Here is a 20,870-nt window from a genome sequence, read left to right as displayed (position 1 = left end):
CGTCCTGTTCCTGAAGGGGTAGTTCCGCCCTGCCGCGGCCGACCCGCTCCTCGCCCGCGCCCTCCTCCTCACCGTCAACGGTGTGGCCGCGGGCCTCCGCAACACCGGCTGACATCGCCCGTCCCACCAGCCGTCCCCACCGACGCCCCACCCGATGTCCCCCGTCCGATGCCCCCGTCCGGACGGGGGACGAAGGAGCCCGGCCATGACAGACAGCACCCCCGCCGCTTCCCGCCCTTCCCGCCGCCGAGTGCTGCGCACCGCGCTCGTCTCCGGCGCCGCACTCTCCGTCCCGTTCGCGGGCGCCCTGCCGGGGCCGGCATCCGCCGCGGACGCCCGGCCCCGCACCGGCGACGCCCCGCCCCGTACCGGCCGCCTCGGGGACCAGTCGGCCGTGCGCACCCTCACGGTGGGAGACGTCCGCCTCACCTACGTCGTCGACGCGGCGATGGAACTGGACCCCGTGGGCTTCCTGCCCGCCGTACCCGCCTCGTACTGGAAGGAGAACCCGGAGGCACTCGCCCCCTCGGGACGGATCGCCGCCTCGGCCGGCGGTGTCCTCGTGGAGCGGGGCGGCCGCCGGCTGCTGATCGACGTCGGGCTCGGCAGCAACGTGCTGGCGCCCTCGCTCGGAGTCTCCCGCGGCGGAGCGCTGCTGCGGACGCTCCGGGCGCTGCGGGTGGCACCGGAGTCCATCGACACGGTGGCCTTCACCCATCTGCACACGGACCATACCGGGCTCGGCTTCGTCCAGGGGCACGACGGGCGGATGCGCAAGGCGTTCCCCCGCGCCGACTACCTCGTGGCGGACGCCGAGTGGGAGCCGTTCTGGAACGGCGAGGTGGAGGTCGGCGCGCCGTCCTGGGAAGGATTCATGGTGCCCATGTCCCGTGTGCTGCGACGGTTCGACGACGGTGCCGAGGTGTGGCCCGGTGTCACCGCGGTGATCACCCCGGGCCACAGCCCGGGGCACACGACGTACGTCGTCTCGGCCGGCGGCGGCCGGCGCGTCCTGGTGTTCGGCGACGCCTTCCACACGCCGGCCCAGATCGCGCACCCCGAGTGGCCCTCCGGGCCGGACACGGACGTCGGCGGCGTCCTGACGGCCCGTTCGACCCTGCTGGGGCTGCTCGGTACGCCGCGCACGTACGGCTTCGCGTTCCACTTCGGCGACCAGGCGTTCGGCAGGGTCTCCACCACCGGCGACGGGAGCCACCGGTGGCGGCCGGTGCCCGCACGGGCCCTGCTGCCCGCCCCCATCCGCCTGCCCTGACCGTCCCGGGCGTCCCGCGGGTGCGGGTCGTCCGGGAACGGGCCGGGTTCCGCCGTACACGGAGCGGCGGAACCCGGCCCGGATTTCCGGCCGGACCGTTTCGTCAGCCGGCTACTTCGCGCACTTCGCCTGGTCGGCCGTGGACTTGGTGACGTTCGGCGGCTTCGTCGGAGCGGTGAGGGAGATCCCCGCACCCTTGAAGTCCTTGCCGAGGGTCAGCGTCATGGCGGGCACGCCCTGGTCGTTGACGACGCTCTCGCCCGGCTTCATCGCCGATCCGGACAGGCCCATCAGGGCGGCGAGCCGACGGGCCTGGTCCGCCTGGTCGGGGGCGTACTCCAGCGTCGTCTTCGCGAGCTTCTCCGGGGCGTTGGCCCCGTTCTCGGACTTGGTCACTCCCACTTCGTTCTGCAGCCACTCCACGGTCTTCCCGGCGGAGCCACCCTCTGCGCCGCCGTTGAGGACCCGTACCCGCACGTCGCCCGCGGCGGACTGGGTGCCCTTGAGCCGGGCGGCGACCGAGGCGGCCTCTTCCTTCTTCTTCTGCTTCACCTCGGTGAGGGAGACGTCGTCGGCGATGGCCTGGAGGACCGGAGGCGCGCCGGCCTGGTCGAGGATCACCGTCACCGGGGGGTGCTCCTCCGGGTTGTCGAGCACCGGCACCGTGGTGAAGGCGATGTTCTTCGTCGGGACCTTCTTCAGCTCCAGTGCCATGTCCTTGAGCGTGCCGACCTTGCCGATGCCGGTGTCCACGGTCAGCGCGTTGGTGGCCGCCTCCGCGAGCTTCACCAGCTTGGTGGGGCTGGTGAGCGTGTCGCTGGAGGACATCTTGCGCATCAGCGAGCCGAGGAACTGCTGCTGGACCGCGATGCGGTCGAGGTCGCCCCTGTTGCCGAAGCTGTGCCGGGTACGGAGGAAGGCCAGCGCCTGCTCGCCCTGGATGGTGTGCTTCCCCTCGCTGAGCTTCAGGTGCGAGTCGGCGTCGTCGACATCCTTGGCGAGGCACACCTCGACCCCCTCGACGGCGGTCGTCAGCGTCTTCACCGCGTTGAAGTCCGCCATCATGAAGTGGTCCACCGAGATGCCGGTGGCCTCCTTGACGGTGCGCATGGTGCATCCCGGGTCACGGCCGTCCTGGCCGAGGCTGGTGTTGAAGCGGACGTGCTGCGTCCCCGGCACGATCTTCTCGGTGCCGTCCTCCTGCTTCGTCGGGCAGTCGGGCACGTCGACGATGAGGTCGCGCGGGATGCTCAGCGCCGTCGCGTTCGTCCGGTCCTCGGAGACGTGCAGCAGGATGTTGGTGTCGGCGTGACCGACGCTGCCGGTGTCGCCGTATCCCTCGTTACCGGCTCCGGTGCGCTTGTCGGTACCGATGATCAGTATGTTGAAGGCCTTGTCCTTGCTGAAGCCCGCGGCACCGGCGTCGCCCACGTCCGTGGTCGTGACGTTGCCTTCGAGGTGCTTGAGGTAGGCGTAGCCCGCGGCCGACACGGCCACCAGCACGAAGGCCATCGTGCCGCCGGTCCAGAGCAGGACGCGCTTGGTCTTCGGCTTCCGCTTGTTCCGCCCGCCGCGGCGTCCCGGCGGCTCGGCGGGGGCCCCCCGGCGTCCGCGAGGCCCCGGAAGGCCGGCGGGCGATTCCGTACGGCCGGGCGCCCGGGTGTCCCGGTCGGGCCGGGCCGGTGCGGCTCCGCCGCCCTCCGCCCGGACGGGCCCCCGCGGGCTCGGTACGCCCGTTCTCCCTGGTCGCGGTGCGGAAGGGGTCAATCGCAGTTCGTATTCGCCGGTGCTCGGGTTGAGCACCCATTGGTCTGCGGGATCGATGTCGTCCGCCCGCCCACGGCCTTGCGCGTCCACGGTTGTCCGAATCCTCCGTCGGGGCCACGCGGCGCCTTCCCCCTGAAGGCACTCGGGTCTCGTACAAGGTGTCACCAGACACGTGACTTGAGGGATCGCCCCCGTGGTCGGTGCACCGGATCGCTCACCCTATCCGGCCGGATCGGCGCCGAGCCAAGGTGGTGGAAGATTTAACGTGCCCTTATCCGGTCAATTCGGTCGAAAACGTGGAACGAATCCTTCTCGCATTGGCCAATGCCCTACACAGGGCACCGAACAGGGCCGGTCTTCCCGCCCCGCGCCGCAACGCCCGATCGCGTCCCGCCGGGATGCGGACCGGAAGCCGCGCGTGCAGCGTGGGGGAGTGGTGCAGTCGAGGAGTGTGCAGTGGATCCCCGCCGTCGTCATCGTTCTGGCGGTCGTGGTCGATCTGCTGACCCCGCACGACGTGAGCTCGGCGCCGCTGCTCATCGCGGCACCGGTCATCGCGGGACCGCTCCTGCGGCCCCGGGGCATCGTGCTGACCGGGCTCGCCTCGATGGCCGTACACGCGGTGCTCGCACGCGTCGACGGCACCTTCGGCTGGCGCCGGGGGGTCGCCAATCAGCTCACCCTGCTGGCCGTGACCGTACTGGCGCTCTTCATCAACCGGAGGCTGGACCGCCAGTACGCCCACACCCTGCGCGCCAGACAGGTGGCCGCCGTGGCCCAGCGCGCCGTCCTGCCCGACCCGCCCGAGCGGATCGGGGCCTTGCAGGTCGCGGCACGCTACGTACCCGCCGAGGACGAGGCTCTCATCGGAGGCGACCTCTACGTCGTCCAGCACACCCAGCACGGCGTCCGCGCCCTGATCGGCGACGTACGGGGCAAGGGCCTCGGTGCGGTCAGCGCGGTCTGCTCCGACCTCGGAGCCTTCCGGTACGCGGCGGACGAGGCCGAGGACCTCGCCGCCCTGGCCCGAGCCATGGAACGGGCCCTCACCCGGGAGGGCGACCGCCGGGGCGGACTGGAACGGGCGGAGGGATTCACCACGGGCCTGCTCGCCGAATTCGCCCCCGACCTCTCGTTCGTACGCCTCGTCAACCGGGGGCATCCGCCGCCGGTACTGCTCGACGTGCAGGGCACCGCCACGCTGCTCGTCCCGTCCGAGGAAGCACCCCCGCTGGGCATCGGCGCGCTGCAGGACTGGACGGCACCCATCGACACCTTCGACTTCCCGCCCGGCGCCACCCTCATCCTCTACACCGACGGCGTCAGCGAGTCCCGGGACAGTGCCGGCACCTTCTACGACGCCACCCTGCGACTACCCGTCCTGGCCAGGCGCCGCATCGCCCTCGGCGACCCGGTCGCCCCGGGACAGATCCTCGACGCGCTGATCCGCGACGTCCGGCGCCACACCGGCGACCGGCCGCAGGACGACCAGGCACTGCTCGCCCTGCACCGCCCGCCGGAGGCAACTTTTCGGTGGTAGGTGGTTTCGGCACCCGGCTGTCGGTCACCCGACACCAGAGACGAAAACACCCAACCGGCCACCGGAAGTGGGAACCATGGAGAACTGGCGCACACGAGCGGCCTGCCGCGAGGAGGACCCCGACCTCTTCTTCCCGATCGGGAGCACCGGGCCCGCGCTCGTCCAGGCAGAGGAAGCCAAGGCCGTCTGCCACGCCTGCCCCGTACGGGAGCAGTGCCTGCGATGGGCCCTCGACAACAACCAGGACGCGGGGGTGTGGGGCGGACTCGCGGAGGACGAACGCCGCGCGCTCAAGCGCCGCGACCGCCGCAGGGCGGGACAGCGCGGCTGAAGAGCGGGGCCGTCCCGGGCGGGTCGCGGGAACGGCGGCCGGCGCCGACGCCGCCCGGTCCGCGGAACGTACCGACGGGGTGCTGTGCGCGGCCCGGCAGCGGGTACACGATGAGCCATGGACCTCACCGCTTGGCTCATCATCGGCGCCGTCGCCGCGCTGCTCACCATGGGTGTCGCCGCCGTCCTGCTCGTACGCGTCGTGCGCGCGCGCAAACTCCTCACCCAGGCCGGGATTCCGCTCCGGTCCAAGGCCCTGTTCTGGGCCGCGGTGATCTACACGATCTCGCCCGTCGACCTCATCCCCGACCCCGTCTACCTCGACGACATCGGCTTCCTCCTCGTCGCACTCCGCTCCCTCCACTCGGCCGCCGCCGCGGCCGGCATCGGGGCGCGGGTGGGCGCGGGCCGGCGGAGCCGCGAGAAGACCCTGCCGAGGGTGACGCCCGACGGCGGCTGAGCGGACTCGGCCGAGAGGGCCCGAGGGCGCGTCAGCCGGGCGACAACACCTTGTCGGGCCGGGGCGGTGGAGGCGGCAACCTTTGTCCGGCCGGGGGCGACTGACGTACGCAACCCGTCACCCGCCCTCGGCCGAAAGTGCGTACCGTGAACCCCACATCCGCTTTTGCCCGTTCCCCCCACCCACGAGGCAGGCGCCGCCGGACTGCCCGGACCCGCGCGCTGATCAGCTCGCTGACCGCCGCTCTCCTCGCCGCCGCCGGCCTCGTCGCCGCGGGACAGACCTCGCACGCCGCCACCCTGCGGCAGGCGGAGGCGCTGGACCGGGGCGTCGTCAGCGTGCACACCGACACCGGCAACCTCATCAGCTGGCGCTGGCTCGGCACGGACCCCGACGCCGTCTCGTTCAACGTCTACCGGGCCGGCACCAAGGTCAACGCCTCGCCCATCACCGGCTCGACCAACTACTTCCACGCGGACGCGCCCGCCACCGCCGACTACACCGTCCGCGCCGTGGTCGGCGGCGTCGAACAGGCCGACTCCGTCCACGCCATCCAGTTCCGCTCCGGATACAAGGACGTGCCGATCAGCCCACCCGCCGGCGGCACCACCCCGGACGGAGTCGCCTACACCTACGAGGCCAACGACGCCTCCGTCGGTGACCTTGACGGTGACGGAGCCCTCGACTTCGTCCTCAAGTGGCAGCCCACCAACGCCAAGGACAACTCGCAGTCCGGCTACACCGGCAACACCATCGTCGACGGCATCAAACTCGACGGCACCCGGCTCTGGCGCGTCGACCTGGGCCGCAACATCCGCTCGGGCGCGCACTACACACAGTTCCAGGTGTACGACTACGACGGCGACGGCGAGGCCGAGGTCGCGATGAAGACCTCGGACGGCACCGTCGACGGCAAGGGAACCACCATCGGCAGTGCCTCCGCCGACTACCGCAACTCCTCGGGCTACGTCCTCACCGGCCCCGAATACCTGACCATGTTCAACGGCCGTACCGGCGCGGCCATGGGCTCCGTCGACTACGTCCCCGCGCGCGGCACCGTCTCCTCGTGGGGCGACTCCTACGGCAACCGGGTCGACCGGTTCCTCGCGGGGACCGCCTACCTCGACGGCTCCCGGCCCTCCCTCATCATGGCGCGCGGCTACTACACGCGTACGGTCATCGCCGCCTGGGACTGGCGGGGCGGCGCCTTCACCCGCAGGTGGACCTTCGACACCAACAGCTCCACCAACACCGGCCGGGGTTACGACGGCCAGGGCAACCACCAGCTCTCCGTGGCCGACGTCGACGCGGACGGCAAGGACGAGATCGTCTACGGCGCCATGGCCGTCGACGACAACGGTGCCTCCCTGTGGACCACCAAGAACGGCCACGGCGACGCCCAGCACGTCGGCGACCTCGACCCCTCCCGCGCGGGTCTGGAAGAGTTCAAGGTGGACGAGGACAGCTCGAAACCCTCGTCCTGGATGGCCGACGCGCGCACCGGGCAGATCCTCTGGTCGACCCCGGCCAACGGTGACAACGGCCGCGGCGTCTCGGGCGACATCTGGTCCGGCAGCCCCGGCGCCGAGTCCTGGTCCTCCGCCGCCGACGGCGTACGCAGCCCCTCAGGTGCCGTGGTCGCCAGCCGCAAGCCGTCCAGCACCAACTTCCTGACCTGGTGGGACGGCGACACCACACGCGAACTGCTCGACTCCACCCATATCGACAAGTACGGCACCTCGTCCGACACCCGGCTGCTCACCGGCGCCTCCGTACACGCCAACAACGGAACGAAGGCCACCCCCGCGATCTCCGGGGACCTCTTCGGCGACTGGCGCGAGGAAGTCGTCTGGCCGACGACCAACAACACCGCCCTGCGGATCTACTCCACGCCGTACGAGACCACGACCCGCATCACCACGCTGCTCCACGACACCCAGTACCGCACCGCGCTGGCCTGGCAGAACACGGCCTACAACCAGCCCCCGCACCCGAGCTTCGCCATCGGCAGCGGGATGCCGACGGCGCCGCGCCCGGCCATCACCACGCCGTAGGAGCCGGGGGCGCCCTGGGAGCCCCGGGCATCCTGGCGCGCCTCGCCGTGCCTCAGGGAAGGCGATCGGCCCCGACGGATCGTGGGGGGAGGCGGTCGCGGGTGGGAGTCACTCGCGACCGCCTCCCTTCGTCCGGGGGTGGCTTTCCGTTCATTCGCCGCTGACGATGATTTTGGCTCTCGTCCGCGGCTGCGTGGTGTCGATGTAGAAGTCCTCGGCGGCCCGCCAGCGACTGATCCACTCCTCCGGGTCCTGCTCACGTTCCCGCACCCGCCGCAGACAGGTCTCGCGCGGAGTGTCGACGTAGACGGTGAGGTCGTAGAAGGCGGAGAGCTCCGGGCGGGCCGAGTAGACCCCCTCGACGATCACCACGCTCGTGGAGGGGGTCTCCAGAAGGCTTCCGAGCTGCCCGGTGGCCCAGTCGTAGGTACGGTAGTGGGCGGTTTGCCCGGACCGCAGGGGCTCCAGTACCTCCAGTCGGAGGCGCTGCCAGTCGAAGTAGCGGTGGTAGCCCTGTTCGGCGTCGAGGCCGTCGCGTTCGTGGTCGGGCATGGGCCGGTAGAAGTCGTCGCCGTGGACGACGGCGCAGTCGCCGACGTACTCGGCCACCGCGGCGGCCAGAGTGGTCTTTCCCGAACCGCCCGCACCGTCGACGGCGACGAGCGTGACGGCTCCGTCGTGGGGCGGGTCCGTCCGGAGGATGGCGTCCGCGACGCGTTGGGTCCGCTCGATGCCGTCCACGAGCCTCTGGACGTAGCGCAGTTCGGAGGCCCTGGCGGCGCTGGACAGTACGATCCCTTTGGCCTTCGCCAGCGAGTCCGGCCCGGCGCCCAGCAGTTCGTGAGTGACGAGGACGGAGTCGATGACGCTCGCGCCGTGGTCCCGCAGCGACCGCTGGACGGCCTCCGTACCGCTGCCCCCGTCCCAGAGCGGCCGGCACCACCCGACCAGGGAGGTGATTCGCTCGGCACGCTCGGGAGTGAGGCCCCGCAAGGACTCGGACACGACAGCTCTCCGGTGGGGTGGGTATCGGCGGACGTCGGGAGGCCACCCGCGGAGGGGCCGGGGAAGCCAACCGCTTTTGGAGAGTACCGGTGGCCAACAGGGCTTCGAAGAAGTGGAGTTGCCGAATCCGATGGATCGCTGGTGCTCCGGCCGGGGCCGGAGCGGACTACGGACGCCACTCGGCGAGGTAGTCCGGGTGGTCCGAGTACGGCAGCGCGAGGTGACGTGCGGCGATGTCGATGCCCGCGCGCTCCGCGCCGGTCGAGGAGCGGCTCGCCGCGGCCGGGGGAGTCCCGTCCGCACCGGGCCCCCCGCACCGGTCCAGCAGCCCTCGCACCGCCTCGACCTCCCGCAGTGTGCGCGCCGGGTCGTGCAGCGCGATGTGCTCGGCGCGTGCGGCGTCCTCGTCGGACCCGCCGATTTCGGGCCCGGTCGTGACGAGGGGCGGGGCGTCGTCCGCGAGGGAGTCCGTCAGCGAGTACACGCCTGTACCCAGAGCCTGCCACGACGGGGCCGGGCCCCCGCCGCACGCCGCGAGCGCCGCAGCCTCGCGCTCGGCGAGACGGGCGCGAAGGAAGGTCACCAGGGCGTCAGGCACGGCTCGGGTCCCCGGTGGCACAAAGGTGGGCGACGTACGGGCGGGTGTTCTTCCCGGTGCTGTCGCTCGGTGGATGGTTCATGGTCGAATTATGACCTCGGGCGGCAACGCTGGAGAACGCCAGGAAATTGGGTGCGCCGTCCGGCCTCGGCGGGGAAGGCCGCGAAGCCCGACGAACCGCGCCGAGCCGTGCCCCGGCCGGGCTTCCGGTTCGTGCCGGGTGGCCCTGGTCGGAGGAGCGGGCGGCAGTGCCTCCCACAGCGGGCCGTCGGCCTCGTCAAGGGCTCCAAGGGGCCGGGCGCGAGCTTGGCAGCGCCTCCCACATGACGTGCGAACCAAGCTGCCGGGATATCCGGTTGCCCGTGAAGGGCTGATCCTGCAACGGTCACCGGCGTGAACACGGTTCTGGGAGACAAGCTCAGGTTCGCCGCCGAGGTCGGCGAGCGGGGCCAGTTGTGGCGAGTGGACCTTTGGGCCGCCGGCAAGTGGCTGACCTGCGACGACAACATGGCCTACGTCCCGCAGTTCCGCCGCGATGTGCTGGAGACGGCCGACCGGCTGCGATCGGGCGGAGGCTTCCCCCTGCCGTTCGCCGGCATGTCCGCCGAAGCCACACACCGGCGACTGGTGCGCAGCGCGGGCGAGGCCGATGAGACCGAGGCCGGCTACGGGTTGCGCAGCCAGTTCCGGACCCTGCTCTGGGGCCCGACCACCGACAACGTGACGGCGCACCTCTTCCGTGCAGCGGACCGTGCGGTGATCACGCTGGAGTTCTGGCGTCCGGAACACCTGCGCGACCATCCTGAGGACGCGGGCGCGGTATTCGTGGCGGAGATCGCGATGGAGGAGCTCCTCGGAGTCCTTGACGGCGTCGTCGCCGTGCTCGACATCGGCCAGGGGTGAGGATGCACCGGCCGGATCCACCCCGTGCCCCCTGATCCACCCCGTGCCCCCTGATCCACCCCGTGCCCCCTGAGAGTCAAGTGCCGTCGACCTTGCGCGGCGGGGCGGAGCAGTGCCGGGGAACGGGTTCGGGCCGGGATCCTGACGAAGGTGCTCAGCGCCGGGCCGGTCGGCGCGGCGACGGTCGGGCACGGCCGGGCCGGACACCTGCGCCGCCTTCCACCGGCGCGGCTGGTCGTGCGCTTCGTCCTGGCCCTCTGCCTGTACGCCCGGGTCCTACGGGCGCGAGCGATCGACGGACGAGGAGAGCCGTGCCCGAGCCGTCCCCGACCCCGTCACCGCCCTGAAAGCGGCTCATCTGCCGCCCGGGCCCCCGGGCCGGGTAACCGCGTACGTCTCAGCGGCCGACCGTCGCCACGACGACCTTCCCGCCGCCCTCCCTGTTCCGCACCTGCACGTCGTGCGCGAGGCGCCGGATCATGGGCCAGCCGAAGCCGCCGGACCGGCCCGTGAGGTCGGGTGTGCGGTCCTGTGGGTGGGCGGAGCTGCGGTCGGAGACCCGGATCTGCAGGACCCGGCGATCCGCGGCGAACCGGAGCGCGGACACACCCCCGGCATGGCGGATCGCGTTGGTCACCAGCTCCGACACGAGCAGGAGCAGGTTCTGGACCGTGTCGGAGCGGGGCGGTGGATCGAGCCGCTCGAGAAAGGCGGCGATCGCGTCCCGGGCCTCGGCGGCGCGCTGCGGGCGGCAGACGAATTCTACCCGTGAGTCAGCCGGCCCGTGGGAAGGGGAATCATTGGTCAGAACCTGATGGTGCATGTGAATTACCCCGTCAAGAGAATTCCGTGGTCGTCCTTCATGTACCCAGGACGAAAAGTTTCAAGGACCGCATCCGTTGATCGATTGCGGAGAGTGTGCGGAAATGTGCGTGGTGCGTGAAGTCTCTCGGGGCGTGCGGTGTGCTCGATCGCTGCGGAGGGAGTCACACCTGGTCACAGCAGCATTGGCAGGGCGTAGTGGTGTCCGTGGAGGGCTCGTCGAACGCAGGAGGTGTGTCGTCCACAAGTGCGGGCACACGAGTGGTCGGAGGTTGATAATCATGGTCCCGCTTCTTCTTGTTCTGCTTCTCGCTGTTATTCTCTTCGGTGCCGGATTCGCTCTGAATATATTGTGGTGGATCGCCGTGATCGTACTGGTGGTGTGGCTGCTGGGCTTCTTCGTACGCCCGGCCTCCAGTGGCCGGAAGGGACGCTGGTACCGCTGGTGATGAATCCGGTCCGCCTTTTCTGACGGGACGGATTCTTGACCCACTGCCGGTCTGCGGGCGGCCCCGGTGACGCGATGTCACCGGGGCCGCCCGCGTTCCGCGACCGCGACGGCGGCGGACCGGGTGTTCACGGGGCAGGGGTGAGCAGTTCCGAGAGGTGCGCGGTGAAGACGGTGAGACGGTCGCGCTCCGGTCCGTTCCGGGCGACACGGAAGCCGTGACGGAATCCGTGGAAGGTGGCGGTGACGGCGTGCCACTGGGCCCAGCGCCGGACGCGTTCACGGTCGAGATCCGCCGCCTCGGCGTAGATGTCCACTGTACGGTTCACCGCGCGGCGCAGGTTGTCCGACTCCATGAGGGAGAAGGCCCGCGACTTCAGCAAGGTCCCCGCGTCGTGGGCGGGCTCACCGGCGTATCCCTTCGGGTCGACCGCCAGCCACGGTTCGCGGTCGGCGCGCAGGATGTTCCTGCCGTGCAGATCGCCGTGGACGACCGTGTCCGGCTGGCACCGGCCGAGTTCCCGGACGGTCGCCCGTGCGTGATCGAGTGCCCGGGCCGGCACCGCGTCGGGCATCAGCTCGGCGTCGGAACGCAGCTCCTCCTCCCCCGCGTCCGCTCGCTCCCGCAGCCGGGGGAGGCCGGCCGGAGCGGGGACGGCGAGTCGGCGGCTGAGGGCCCCGGCGACCGCCGCGACCGTGTCTCCGTCCTCCGACTCCGCGAGGGTGGACGTTCCCGCGCGTTCGAGGAGCATGGCGAACCGTTCGTCGTCCCGTTCGTGCAGCAGCACGGCGCCGCGCCCCCTCCACGCCGCGAGGCCGTCGGGCTCGTGGATGTTGCCCGGGTGGGGGTAGGACACCTTGATCACGGCCGCGTCCCCGGACCGCCGCCGGACCGGGACGACGACTCCGATGCCTCCGTGTGTGACCCGTCCGTCCGGGACGCAGTTCCACCGGTCGAGCAGGTCCTCGACGAGCAGTGGGAGTGCGTCGAGCCACCCTCTCCCGTGCACGCCCTCGCGTCCGAGGGTGGTACGGGCGAAGGTGTCCGGAATCTGGATCATCATCCGAGGGTAGGGGGGTCTCACGGGCGGCGGTGGCCCTTGCGGCGAAGCCGTCGGGTGAGGCCGGGCGCCGGTCCCGCTGACGGCTTCGGAACCTTGCGAGGGTGAACGCAAAGGCTTCGCCCGAGGTGCGGACGTGTCCAATTCCCGCACGCGATCACACCGTCAACCCTCTTGCTCGCAAAGACATTTGGGCAGGTGGGGCGAGGGTCGTGGACAGGTGGTCGTCAGTGTCCGTGGAAACCGTCGACCGATCTCTGCTGCATCTATTGACGGTCCAGGGGGCTACTTCTACGGTATGCGCCGGGAGAGCGCTCTCTCCGAGTTCTTCCTTTCGCATCGGTCCCGATGAACCCACACGCACTCTGACGGGCGGGGTGTGCGGCTGGGTGAGAGAGCGCTCTCTCGTAGAGGTGGTCCGCCGGTCGGCGGACCACGGTGTGCGTTCCGAGAAGGAGCAGCGACGTATGAGATTCAGACCCGGCCGAGCCGCGGCGGCAGTGGTGGCAGGCATCCTCGCCATCCCCGTCCTGGGAGCTCCGGCGTTCGGCGCCGACGCGCCGGTCCTGCTGTCGCAGGGCCGAACAGTGACGGCGTCCTCGGAGGAGAACGGCGGCACCACGGCCGCGAAGGCGGTCGACGGAGACACCGGCACCCGCTGGTCCAGCGCCGCGTCGGACAACCAGTGGCTGCAGGTGGACCTCGGCACGTCGTCCACCATCAGCAAGGTGGTGCTGAACTGGGAGGCCGCGTACGCCAAGGGGTACCGCATCCAGGTCTCCGGGGACGGTTCCAACTGGACCGACCTGCGCACGGTGACGGACGGGGACGGCGGCGTCGACACCCTCGACGTCAGCGGCACCGGCCGTTACGTGCGGGTGCAGGGCACCGTGCGGGCCACCACGTACGGCTACTCCCTCTGGGAGTTCCAGGTCTACGGCTCCGCGTCGGGGACCACCGACCCGGGTACGGGCTCGGGCCAGTGCGGTACGGCCAACGCGGCGCTGAACCGCACGGCGACGGCGTCCTCCGTGGAGGGTGCCGGCAACCCGGCGTCCGCCGCCTTCGACGGCAACGGCACCACCCGCTGGTCCAGCCTGGCGGCCGACCCCCAGTGGATCCAGGTCGACCTCGGCGCGGTCAAGAACATCTGCCAGGTGGACCTCTCCTGGGAGGCGGCCTACGGCAAGGACTTCGCCATCCAGGCGTCCACCGACGGCACCACCTTCACCGACCTGAAGAAGGTCACCGGCGCGACCGGCGGCAACTCGTCCTACCAGGTGCAGGGTTCGGGCCGTTACCTCCGTATCGCGGGCACGGCCCGGGGAACCGGATACGGCTACTCCCTCTGGGAGGCGGCCGTCCACGTGCAGGACGGTTCCACGACGCCGATCCAGGGCGGCGGTGACCTCGGTCCCAACGTCAAGGTCTTCGACCCGTCGATGTCGGCCGCCACCATCCAGCAGCAGATCGACGCGATCTACGCGCAGCAGGAGTCGGCGCAGTTCGGCGAGGGGCGATACGCGCTGGCCTTCAAGCCCGGCAGCTACGACGTCAACGTCAACACCGGCTTCTACACCTCGGTCCTCGGCCTCGGGCGCAACCCCGACGACGTGACCGTCAAGGGTGTCAGCGTCGACGCCGGCTGGTTCAACGGCAACGCGACGCAGAACTTCTGGCGTTCGGCGGAGAACCTCTCCATCGCCCCGTACGACGGCACCAACCGCTGGGCGGTCGCGCAGGCGGCTCCGTTCCGCCGGATGCACGTCAAGGGCGGGCTCAACCTCGCGCCGTCCGGCTACGGTTGGGCGAGCGGCGGATACATCGCCGACTCCAAGATCGACGGCACGGTCGGCCCGTACTCGCAGCAGCAGTGGTACACCCGCGACAGCTCCATCGGCGGCTGGACCAACTCGGTCTGGAACATGGTCTTCTCGGGCACCGAGGGCGCCCCGGCGACCTCCTTCCCGGAGCCCCGGTACACGACCCTGGACACCACCCCGGTCAGCCGTGAGAAGCCCTACCTCTACCTCGACGGCTCCGCCTACAAGGTGTTCGTGCCCTCCAAGCGGGTCAACGCGCGGGGCGTGAGCTGGGCCAACGGCTCGACCCCCGGTACCGCACTCGGGCTCGACCAGTTCTACGTGGCCAAGCCGGGCGTCTCGGCCGCCACCATCAACCAGGCGCTCGCGCAGGGCCTGAACCTGCTCTTCACTCCGGGCGTCTACCACCTCGACAGCACCATCGCGGTCAACCGCCCCGACACGGTGGTCCTGGGCCTCGGCCTCGCCACCCTCGTTCCGGACAACGGCGTCACCGCGATGAAGGTCGCCGACGTCGACGGCGTCAAGCTCGCCGGCTTCCTGATCGACGCGGGCACCACCAACTCGCCCACCCTGCTGGAGATCGGCAAGCAGGGCGTGCACACCGACCACGCGAACAACCCGACCTCGATGCAGGACGTGTTCGTGCGGGTGGGCGGCCAGTTCGCGGGCAAGGCCACGACGGCCGTCGAGATCTACAGCGACGACACGATCATCGACCACACCTGGATCTGGCGGGCCGACCACGGCTCCGGCGTCGGCTGGAACGTCAACGCCTCCGACAACGGGCTGCTCGTCCACGGCGACGACGTGCTCGCCACCGGACTCTTCGTCGAGCACTTCAAGAAGTACGACGTCGAATGGTTCGGCGAGCGCGGACGGACGATCTTCTTCCAGAACGAGAAGGCGTACGACGTGCCCAGCCAGGCCGAGTGGATGGACGGCAGCAGCAAGGGCTACGCCGCCTACAAGGTGGATCCGTCCGTCAACACGCACGAAGCCTGGGGCGTGGGCAGCTACTGCGCCTTCACCCTGACGAGCATCGAGACGGACCGGGGCTTCCAGGTCCCGGTGAAGGCCGGTGTGAAGTTCCACAGCATCCTGGCCGTCTCGCTCGGTGGGGCCGGGCGGTACAACCACGTGATCAACGACACGGGTGCCCCCGCGTTCGGGACGGACACCGTTCCGTCCACGGTGACCAACTTCTCCGGCTGAAAGCCGGGTAGTCGGTGAGGTGACGCCGGTCCTCGGGCCGGTGTCACGGCGAGGTGGGTGCCGGACGGCGGTCCGGCACCCACCTCGGTCGTTTCCGGACGGCGGAGGCTCTCAGTGGGACTCGGGGCTCAGCTCGCGGTGCAGGAGACCGTCGGCCAGGAGGTCGAGCCGTTGGTCTGGATCGTCACTCCCCAGTTGCTGCCGCTGCCGTTGGGCTTGGCGGTCAGTACCTGGGCGCTGGGGTAGGCGGGGGCGATGTTCCACGTCGCGATGATCTTCTCGGGGGAGGGGACGTTCATGGTGACGGTCCAGTTGGCGGCCCCGGTGACCGTGACATTGAGGTTGTAACGGTCGCTCCACTGCTGGCCGGCGGACAGGGTCGCGGAGCACCCGCCGCCGGTGCCGCCTCCGCCGCCGGTGCCTCCTCCGTCCGGGGCTACGGCGCGTCCGGTCTGGGGCGAGATCATCCCCGCGCACAGTCCGCGGGCGGCCAGCCCCTGGGCGATGCGCGGGATCGCCGCGAGGGTGGCGGCGGGCCACTCGTGCATGAGGATGATCTGGCCGTTGGTGAGTCGCCCGGCCGCCTGGACGATCGCGTCGGTGCTCGCGCCGTTCCAGTCCTGCGAGTCGACATCCCAGATCACCTGCGTCAGGCCGTACTTGGCCTCGACGGCCTGCAGCGTGGCATTGGTCTCGCCGTACGGAGGACGGAAGAGTTTCGGCGTCCCGCCGCCCGCCGCCGCGATGGCCTGCTGGGTCCGGGAGACCTCCGAGTCCACCTGCGCCTGGGTCTGCTGGATGAGGTGCGGGTGGGTGTAGCTGTGGTTGCCGACCCACATGCCGGCGTCGACCTCCGCCTTCACCTGGGCCGGGTAGGAGGCCGCGAACTGGCCTTCGTTGAACATCGTCGCCCGCAGCCCGTTCTGCTTGAGCGCGTTGAGCACGGCGGGCGTGTGGTCGTTCGACGGCCCGTCGTCGAAGGTGAGCCCGACGTAGCCGTTGCAGGTGGCGGCGTGCGACGGGGAGCCGGCGAGCATCAGGGCGGCGACGCTCGTCACCGCTGTGAGAGTCGCCGCCAGACCTGTGGACAGAGAACGAAGGGAAGACGCGTGGGGGGTTCGCATGCGGGTGGTTCCTCCTCGTGGTCGGAAGACGATCGCGGCTCGGAGCTCCGGACGGCCTTCGCGCGACAGATTTTCTTCAACCTGTCTGCTGTGTACGGAAGTTGATGATCATCTGTTGGGGCGGGCGACGTGGATGCGTCGACGGCGAACAGTGTTGATGCGGCCTTCAGGGCTGTCAATGGTTTCGGTTCGCACCGCGAAAGCTTCGGAACGCGCTTTGTCGGATGCGTGAGCCGTTGTGACTGGTGAAAGAGGGGGCGCCCGCGTGCTTCCGCTGAGAGAACTCCTGGAACGTGCCATCTGGTAACTCCCGCACGCACGGTGGGGTTCGAAAGTTTCGGACCTTTTTGCGGGCGCATGGAGGGGGTGGATGGCGCCCCTGGTGGCCGCCCCGTCGATCGACGACCCGACGGGGTCTGACAACGTTGTCGGAGTAGTGGGAATCCGGGATCGTGGACCCTGTGGACCCTGTGGTGCCGGGTGGCCGGCGGCTCCGGCGGGAGTGCCGATGGGGGTACTGTCCACCGCTCCGGGTGGCCGGGGAACTCCGCTGGAAAGGCTCGTGTTGGCCGGGTGACCCCTTTGGCCGGGTGACCCCCTCGGGCCGGGTGACCCCTCGGGCCGGGCGATCCCCTCGGCCCGGGCGATCCTCTTGGCCGCGTGGCCATCGAAGCGGTCTGCGCTTCCGGGCGCTGGTGGCGGCGAGGTCGCCCCGGCAGGAATGGCTGGAATAGCGCTTGCGAACCCGGATCGCCTCAGTGCGTCGGGTTGTTCGCATGGCTGACGCTATCTCAGGCGGAACGTGCCCCTCCGCCGGTGAGGGATCACGCACGAAGAGGAGGCGGTTCGTCGTGGCGTTTCCGTCGTGTGAACGGTACGCCCTCCGGTAACGAATTTCTATCGTTGAAAATTTTCTGTGCACGACCGTTGTGACGGCGCTTGTGCTGTGGCTCAATGATCGACCATGTGCTGTGCCTCGCTCGTCCGAGGCACTCAGCTCCTTCGTGAGGACAATGCCATGAGACGACAACTACCGCGCCGACGTGCGGCTTTGACGATGATCGCCTGTACGGCGGCGCTGGCGATGCCCCTCGGCATCACCATGGTCCCGGCGGCCGCCGCGGCTCCCGCCGGCCACTCGGCGTCCGAGGCCACGGCGCCGACGTTCGTATCCGAGAACCCGGCCACTCTGGTCCACGGGCTCAAGGGCGAGTACTACGCGATGTCCGCCCCCGGGGCGCGGGACTTCGCCAAGCTCGGCGCCACCGCCCTGGATCCGCAGGTCAACTTCGGTGATCTCACGGGTACTTTCCAGTCGGCCACAGGTCAGACCGAGAACACCACCGCGCGCTGGACTGGCCAGATCCAGGCCCCGGCGACCGGTGATTACACCTTCTCCGCGAGCGGCGACAACGGTTTCCGGCTGCTGATCGACGGCGTCGCGGTCATCGACCACTGGGTGGGTGACTGGGACGTCGAGCAGACGAGCAAGCCGGTTCACCTGGAAGCGGGCGTGCAGCACGACTTCAAGCTGGAGATGTTCCAGGACGTCGGCGGCGCCAACATGTTCCTGCGCTGGTCGAGCCCGGCGCTCGCCAAGCAGATCATCCCCGAGTCGGCGTTCACCCCGCCCGCCGACTACGAGGTCTACCCGGTCGCCCTGACCGTCGCCGAGGACGGCAAGCGCCTCCAGGCCACGTTCGACGACAAGGTCGGCAACCTCGCCGCCGTGAAGGACCACCTCGTCATCGAGGCGGACACCACGCCGATGCCGATCAAGTCCGTCGTCAAGGCGTCCGGCAAGGGCAACTCGCTCATCGTGACCCTGTCCGAGGCCATCCAGAAGGGCCAGCAGGTCAAGGTCACGTACGGCACCGAGGGTGGCCTCACGGTGGGCGGCGAGACCGTCCCCGACATCAGCCGCAACGCCAAGAACCTGTCGACCAAGCGCCTCACCACGGTGTGGGGCGACAAGCTCGACCGCAACAACCCGCTGCCCGAGTACCCCCGGCCGCAGCAGGTCCGCTCCCAGTGGAAGAACCTCAACGGCACCTGGGAGTTCGCCGGCGCGGCCGCGGGCGAGCAGCCCGTCTTCGGCAAGAAGCTCGGCGAGAAGATCACCGTGCCGTTCGCGGTGGAGTCCCAGCTCTCCGGTCTGGAGCGCCACGAGGACCACATGTTCTACCGCAAGCTCGTGACGGTGCCCAAGAACTGGAAGGTGGGCAAGTCCGGCAAGGACAAGCGGCTGAAGCTCAACTTCGGCGCGGTCGACTACAACGCGACCGTCTTCGTCAACGGCAAGAAGGTCGCCGAGCACACCGGCGGCTACACCGCTTTCGACGCTGACATCACCGACGCCCTCAAGGGCACCGGTCAGCAGGAGATCGTGGTTGCCGTCACCGACACCACCGGGGCCAACCAGCCCAAGGGCAAGCAGTCCTCGAACCCCGGCGGCATCGAGTACACCGCCACCTCCGGTATCTGGCAGACCGTCTGGATGGAGCCGGTCTCCACCGCCTCCATCGACTCGCTGACCACCACCCCGGACATCGACAAGGGCCGGCTCGCCGTCACCGTCAACTCCGACGACGCATCCGCCAACGCCCGGATCACGGCCGTCGCCCGGGACAAGAAGGGCAAGGTCGTCGGCACCGTCTCCGGTCCCGCCAACCGTGAGCTCAGCCTGCCGGTGGCCAAGGAGCACCTCTGGTCGCCCGACGACCCCTACCTCTACGACCTCGACGTCACGCTGACCGACGGTCACGCCACCGACAAGGTGGGCAGCTACTTCGGAATGCGCTCGCTCAAGGTCGAGAAGGTGGGCGGCTACCAGAAGCTCACCCTCAACGGCAAGCCGTTCTTCTCGCTCGCCCAGCTGGACCAGGGCTTCTACCCCGACGGTCTCTACACCCAGCCCAGCGACGACGCCCTTGTCTTCGACCTGAAGGCGCAGAAGGACCTCGGCTTCAACGCCGTGCGCAAGCACATCAAGGTCGAGTCGCCCCGCTGGTACTACCACGCGGACCAGCTCGGGCTCCTCGTCTGGCAGGACTTCGTGTCCGGCGGTATCGACAACGAGGCCGGCCAGCAGGCCTTCATCTCCCAGGCACAGGAGGAGATGACCCAGCTGCACAACTACCCCTCCATCGGTGGCTGGATCGTCTTCAACGAGGGCTGGGGCGAGTGGGACCGCACCGCGACCGGCAAGCTCACCGAGGCCGTCAAGGCCGCCGACCCCTCGCGCGTCGTGAACGCCCACAGTGGCGTGAACTGCTGCAACTCGAAGGGTGACTCGGGCGCCGGCGACATCATCGACCACCACGACTACGGCAACACCGACCCCGCCTTCCCGGACGCCACCCGGGCGGCGATGGACGGCGAGCACGGCGGCTTCACCCTGCGCTCTCCCGGACACATGTGGCCGGGTGCCCCGACGGTGATCTACAGCGGGGTCAACACCAAGGCCGCGCTCACCGCCAAGTACGTCGAGAACACCGAGAAGTACTACCTCGAAGCGGCCGGTGCCGAGCTCTCCGGCTCCGTCTACACCCAGGTCACCGACCTGGAGCACGAGCTGAACGGCCTCTGGACGTACGACCGTCGTGAGGCCAAGGTCGACATCGCCGCGGTGCGCGCGATCAACGAGAAGGTCATCGCGGCCGGTGCCGCGGCCGGTCAGCGCGACGAGGTCAAGGGCGGAGCCGCCTGGAACCTCGACGAGAACAAGGGCACCAAGGCCGCCGACAGCGGTCCGAACCACGCGCCGCTCACCCTGACCGGTGGCGCCTCGTGGACGCAGGGTGTCTCGGGTTCCGCGCTGAAGTTCTCGGGCGATGCCCAGTACGCGCAGACCGCCGGTCCGGTCGTGGACACCACGAAGGACTACTCGGTCTCCGCGTGGGTCACCCTGGACCAGCTGCCCAGCAACTACGCCTCTGCCGTCAGCCAGGACGGCCGGCGCACGGAGAACCCGTTCTACCTCCAGTACGGACAGGGCGCGTTCGCCTTCTCCATGCCGGGCAGCAACCGTGCCCGTGCGGTGACCACCCCCGAACTGGGCAAGTGGTACCACCTGGTGGGTGTGCGCCAGGGCGACACCATCTCGATCTACCTCGACGGCAAGCTCGCCGCTTCCGCCCCGGCCGGCGGCGCGGGTGACGTGAGCACCGGTCCGCTCTCCGTGGGCCGCGCCAAGTGGAACGGCAACCCGACCGACTTCTGGAACGGTTCGGTCGACCAGGTCCAGGTCTTCGACAAGGCGCTCGGCGCCGCCGACGTGAGCGCGCTGTACACCGCTCACGCTCCGAAGGTCTGATCCGACGGTGTCCCGCCGGCGCGTCCATGGCGCCGGCGCCACGACGTCATCGGTATCGGATTCGGACCGGCCAATCTGTCCCTCGCCATCGCCCTGGTGGAGGAGGACGCCGGACTCGACATGCTGTTCCTG

The 20,870-nt window shown here is 69.9% G+C and carries 16 protein-coding genes and 1 pseudogene; 11 read left to right on the top strand and 6 right to left on the bottom strand.

The window, feature by feature from the left end:
- Positions 1–25 precede the first annotated feature (25 nt).
- Together ACWD3D_RS16870 and ACWD3D_RS16865 are read left to right on the top strand one after the other, a co-directional pair.
- Positions 26–112: pseudogene (locus ACWD3D_RS16870) on the top strand (phosphoenolpyruvate carboxylase); the annotation flags it as partial.
- A 93-nt stretch (positions 113–205) separates the two neighbouring features.
- Positions 206–1,273, top strand: coding sequence for an MBL fold metallo-hydrolase (locus ACWD3D_RS16865; RefSeq protein ID WP_451461618.1), 1,068 nt, complete (start codon positions 206–208; stop codon positions 1,271–1,273).
- Between the two features lie 111 nt (positions 1,274–1,384).
- On the opposite strand, the gene ACWD3D_RS16860 is transcribed toward ACWD3D_RS16865, so the two are convergent.
- Positions 1,385–3,130 carry an LCP family glycopolymer transferase gene (locus ACWD3D_RS16860; RefSeq protein WP_451461617.1) on the bottom strand — a complete coding sequence of 582 codons (1,746 nt, stop codon included), beginning with the start codon at positions 3,128–3,130 and terminating at the stop codon, positions 1,385–1,387.
- A gap of 343 nt (positions 3,131–3,473) precedes the next feature.
- Here ACWD3D_RS16860 and ACWD3D_RS16855 point away from each other — a divergent pair, with 343 nt between their 5' ends.
- The 4 genes from ACWD3D_RS16855 (at position 3,474) to ACWD3D_RS16840 (ending at position 7,424) form a co-directional block, all read left to right on the top strand.
- Positions 3,474–4,580, top strand: a complete 1,107-nt coding sequence (locus tag ACWD3D_RS16855; RefSeq protein ID WP_451461616.1) for a PP2C family protein-serine/threonine phosphatase — start codon at positions 3,474–3,476, stop codon at positions 4,578–4,580.
- A 76-nt stretch (positions 4,581–4,656) separates the two neighbouring features.
- Positions 4,657–4,911, top strand: coding sequence for a WhiB family transcriptional regulator (locus ACWD3D_RS16850; protein WP_451461615.1), 255 nt, complete (start codon positions 4,657–4,659; stop codon positions 4,909–4,911).
- A 117-nt stretch (positions 4,912–5,028) separates the two neighbouring features.
- Positions 5,029–5,370: a YkvA family protein gene (locus tag ACWD3D_RS16845; RefSeq protein WP_451461614.1), complete on the top strand. Its 342-nt coding sequence runs from the start codon at positions 5,029–5,031 to the stop codon at positions 5,368–5,370.
- 146 nt (positions 5,371–5,516) lie between these two features.
- The gene (locus tag ACWD3D_RS16840; RefSeq protein WP_451461613.1) at positions 5,517–7,424 is read left to right on the top strand and encodes a rhamnogalacturonan lyase; all 1,908 of its coding nucleotides are present in this window, start codon (positions 5,517–5,519) and stop codon (positions 7,422–7,424) included.
- A 150-nt stretch (positions 7,425–7,574) separates the two neighbouring features.
- Here ACWD3D_RS16840 and ACWD3D_RS16835 read toward each other — a convergent pair whose 3' ends face one another.
- Both ACWD3D_RS16835 and ACWD3D_RS16830 read right to left on the bottom strand, forming a co-directional pair.
- A complete protein-coding gene (locus ACWD3D_RS16835) occupies positions 7,575–8,429 on the bottom strand; it encodes a uridine kinase family protein (protein ID WP_451461612.1) in 855 nt (284 codons plus the stop codon).
- A gap of 166 nt (positions 8,430–8,595) precedes the next feature.
- Positions 8,596–9,027: a DUF6221 family protein gene (locus tag ACWD3D_RS16830; RefSeq protein ID WP_451461611.1), complete on the bottom strand. Its 432-nt coding sequence runs from the start codon at positions 9,025–9,027 to the stop codon at positions 8,596–8,598.
- A gap of 393 nt (positions 9,028–9,420) precedes the next feature.
- Between ACWD3D_RS16830 and ACWD3D_RS16825 the strand changes: the two genes are divergently transcribed.
- Positions 9,421–9,930: a hypothetical protein gene (locus ACWD3D_RS16825; RefSeq protein ID WP_451461610.1), complete on the top strand. Its 510-nt coding sequence runs from the start codon at positions 9,421–9,423 to the stop codon at positions 9,928–9,930.
- A gap of 397 nt (positions 9,931–10,327) precedes the next feature.
- Here the strand turns inward: ACWD3D_RS16825 and ACWD3D_RS16820 are convergent, their stop codons facing one another.
- Positions 10,328–10,753 (bottom strand): ATP-binding protein, encoded by a 426-nt coding sequence (locus ACWD3D_RS16820; RefSeq protein ID WP_451461609.1) that lies wholly within the window; start codon positions 10,751–10,753, stop codon positions 10,328–10,330.
- Positions 10,754–11,033: 280 nt separating this feature from the next.
- Between ACWD3D_RS16820 and ACWD3D_RS16815 the strand changes: the two genes are divergently transcribed.
- A complete protein-coding gene (locus ACWD3D_RS16815) occupies positions 11,034–11,201 on the top strand; it encodes a DUF5670 family protein (RefSeq protein ID WP_451461620.1) in 168 nt (55 codons plus the stop codon).
- A 127-nt stretch (positions 11,202–11,328) separates the two neighbouring features.
- Here the strand turns inward: ACWD3D_RS16815 and ACWD3D_RS16810 are convergent, their stop codons facing one another.
- Positions 11,329–12,261: an aminoglycoside phosphotransferase family protein gene (locus ACWD3D_RS16810; protein WP_451461608.1), complete on the bottom strand. Its 933-nt coding sequence runs from the start codon at positions 12,259–12,261 to the stop codon at positions 11,329–11,331.
- 467 nt (positions 12,262–12,728) lie between these two features.
- On the opposite strand from ACWD3D_RS16810, the gene ACWD3D_RS16805 reads away from it, so the two are divergent.
- The gene (locus ACWD3D_RS16805; RefSeq protein WP_451461607.1) at positions 12,729–15,299 is read left to right on the top strand and encodes a discoidin domain-containing protein; all 2,571 of its coding nucleotides are present in this window, start codon (positions 12,729–12,731) and stop codon (positions 15,297–15,299) included.
- A 128-nt stretch (positions 15,300–15,427) separates the two neighbouring features.
- On the opposite strand, the gene ACWD3D_RS16800 is transcribed toward ACWD3D_RS16805, so the two are convergent.
- Entirely contained in the window at positions 15,428–16,423 is a 996-nt protein-coding gene (locus tag ACWD3D_RS16800; protein ID WP_451461606.1) for a polysaccharide deacetylase family protein, read from the bottom strand.
- Positions 16,424–17,441: 1,018 nt separating this feature from the next.
- On the opposite strand from ACWD3D_RS16800, the gene ACWD3D_RS16795 reads away from it, so the two are divergent.
- A complete protein-coding gene (locus ACWD3D_RS16795; protein WP_451461605.1) occupies positions 17,442–20,738 on the top strand; it encodes a LamG-like jellyroll fold domain-containing protein in 3,297 nt (1,098 codons plus the stop codon).
- Positions 20,739–20,786: 48 nt separating this feature from the next.
- Positions 20,787–20,870: SidA/IucD/PvdA family monooxygenase (locus ACWD3D_RS16790; RefSeq protein ID WP_451461619.1), on the top strand; the 84-nt coding region annotated here is incomplete at its 3' end.

The organism is Streptomyces sp. NPDC002690, assembly GCF_053592415.1.
The sequence above is the reverse complement of the archived record's forward strand: the minus strand, read 5'-3'. Positions and strand labels throughout refer to the sequence as shown.